This is a genomic window from uncultured Aquimarina sp. (genome assembly GCF_947496855.1).
Classification (GTDB): Bacteria; Bacteroidota; Bacteroidia; order Flavobacteriales; family Flavobacteriaceae; genus Aquimarina.
In genome coordinates this window covers 1-2,412 of record NZ_CANMED010000022.1, presented here as the reverse complement: position 1 = coordinate 2,412, position 2,412 = coordinate 1, and the positions used below count along the sequence as shown (strand labels likewise).

3 protein-coding genes are annotated in these 2,412 nt (G+C 30.1%); all 3 read left to right on the top strand.

Going from position 1 to position 2,412, the window contains the following annotated elements; all coding sequences use genetic code 11:
* Nucleotides 1-777, top strand: a 777-nt coding sequence (locus Q0921_RS24875; RefSeq protein WP_299261861.1) for a hypothetical protein, incomplete at its 5' end; no start/stop codon positions are given.
* Nucleotides 778-1,002: 225 nt separating this feature from the next.
* Nucleotides 1,003-1,431, top strand: a complete 429-nt coding sequence (locus tag Q0921_RS24870) for a hypothetical protein (RefSeq protein WP_299261859.1) — start codon at nucleotides 1,003-1,005, stop codon at nucleotides 1,429-1,431.
* A gap of 223 nt (nucleotides 1,432-1,654) precedes the next feature.
* Entirely contained in the window at nucleotides 1,655-2,167 is a 513-nt protein-coding gene (locus Q0921_RS24865; RefSeq protein ID WP_299261858.1) for a hypothetical protein, read from the top strand.
* Nucleotides 2,168-2,412: the final 245 nt, after the last annotated feature.

The window sequence follows — 2,412 nt, the reverse complement described above, 5'->3', positions numbered from 1 at the left end:
TTAAACTCCATTGATCAAATAGTTTATCTTCGCTATCGCTGCGTAAACGATTTAATCAACGACGCTAAGGCTGAGTTAAGTACGACGTTGTACACTATTAAAAAAATGAAAATTATAAAAGCATACATTCTTATTCTTTCAATTTTGTTGACAACAAATCTATGTATTGCACAAACTGAAAATAATTTCAAAGACTACCACTTTGATTCAATTCAAGTACAAGCAGATTCAATACATCAATTTGCTCTCAAGGCAGTTGCGGAAAATACTGATTTTAAAAGTAAATGGGAAAGGAAATTTTTTAATGCATTTCCGAACTCATTCGTAATTATGGACTCAATATTCGGTTATAAAGAAAAACCAGCACCTCTATACGCTACTAAACTCCCTAAAACGTTTAAATCTTATGTTAGTAGAGATTCTCATATTGGTTTTTTTAGTCAATTAACATCAATTCCTACTGATAAATATTATGAAAAATATGTTAACATCTGTATTGATGGATATTGGCAAGCTGACAAAATCAGAGAGGCGTTTGGTTTTGGAATACATTTATTAAAAAATTCTAAACCAACCTGCGAAGCTCTTTCAAAAAAATCTGATTCGGAAATAAAAAGTGTTTTTAGATTCATCTTTGATGGACCACACCCCGACAATGAACAGAATAGACACTTTTATAAAATGCTTCTACCAGTAGTAAAAGCTGAGAATGAAAAATTATCCAAACTATTGACAATCGCTTTTAACAAATTGATGAAAGAAAATCACGAACATTAAAAAAAACAGTGTACAACAAGGGCTAAAATTAATACGGGTTTTGGTGTTTAATACAAAGTTTAGTGTATTTTTATAATGTCCGCCAAATCTTTTGATTTGGCTTTAGAACAGAAAAAGATAAAACAAAATAAAAAGTTTTGGCTAATCGCTTAATCCGAAATTAAATGCTAATTTAATCCCGTACTAACATTAGCCGAGCCGTTGTACACCATTAAAAAAAGATAAATGCCAATATCAGTTTGTAAGAATCATAGTTCAAAATCTTTAATTGAAATTTATAAAGAAGTTGCTTACTATAACGAAAACCCTGTTTGGAAAATCAAGTCTAAAGAAATGATTAATTTAATCGAACTAATAAATATACTTTTTAAAGACACACAAATTTGGGGATTAACTTCACACGACAGATTAGTTCTTTTGAGTGAAAATAATTGGGAATCAAGGTGGCACGTTATAATTGAAAACATTGGAAGTAAAGAATTTTATTTTGAATACTTAATGCCTGAAAATAAAAGTCCTTGGGAAAATGGAATAGTAAAAGGAGTTGCTGGAACAATTTCAGAAGTGGAAAGATATTTAGCAATTGCAATGAGAGAATCAGAGGGCTGGAATGATAATCTTGAATTGGAAAATCTTCTAAATAGACTTGAATAAAAAACGGTGTACAACAACAGCTATAATTAATACGGGTTTTGTGTTTAATCAAAAGTTAGTGTATATTTACTAAGTCCGCCAAATCATTTTGATTTGTCTTTCAATAGAAAAAATAAAAACAAACAAAATGCTTCGGCTACGTGCTAAACATAAAGTCGTTGACTTTCTATTCCCGCACTAACCATAGCTAAACGTTGTATGCAAGCCGAAAATCATATACTAAATGAAATCAATAGACGAATTAACTAAATATTTTGGATTCTATAAATCAAACTCTGATTTTGAATCTTTCCTGAATAGTAATTTAATAGAACCCAGCAAATATGATTCGGAATTTTTGACTATTGATTGTAAAAAAACTGATTTAGAAATTGGCTTCACAAATGAAAGAATGATTAGAGATGGCGATGAGGAAAAGAATCTGAGTGGAGGAAAACCAATTTTTACGCATTTTTTTATTTTTCCTAAATCAATTAAGCTGTTCGACAAATTACCTTACAGTGTTGATTTCGGAGATAATCTTGAACAGATTGCTCAAAAAGCAGCAACACCTAATAAAGTTATCGAAACCGACAACTCTTTTTTTGGAAAAACTAAAAGATACCTTTATAATTTAAATAAATATAAAGTAGTTTTTGAATACAATTTTGATGAAAAAAAATTGACCCAAATCACTGTTGAACAGATTGAAAAATATATTATTGAAGAAAGTAAGCCAGCATACAACAAGGTATAAAAAACATAGGGCTTTTAGGCTTAATCAAAAGGTCTGTGTTTATTTATGAAGTCGCCAAATATAAAATTTGGCGTTTACGAAAAATGATAAAAGCAAAATATTTATATTTAGCTAAGTAATAAACCGAAACGATAGTGCTTATAACCTGCCCTACGATTTCTTATACTGAACGTTAGGTGCAATTGTCCCATTTTGATCTGACAATTTTTTCGGAGGGATACGCTGGGATTACGGAGTTTTATTCT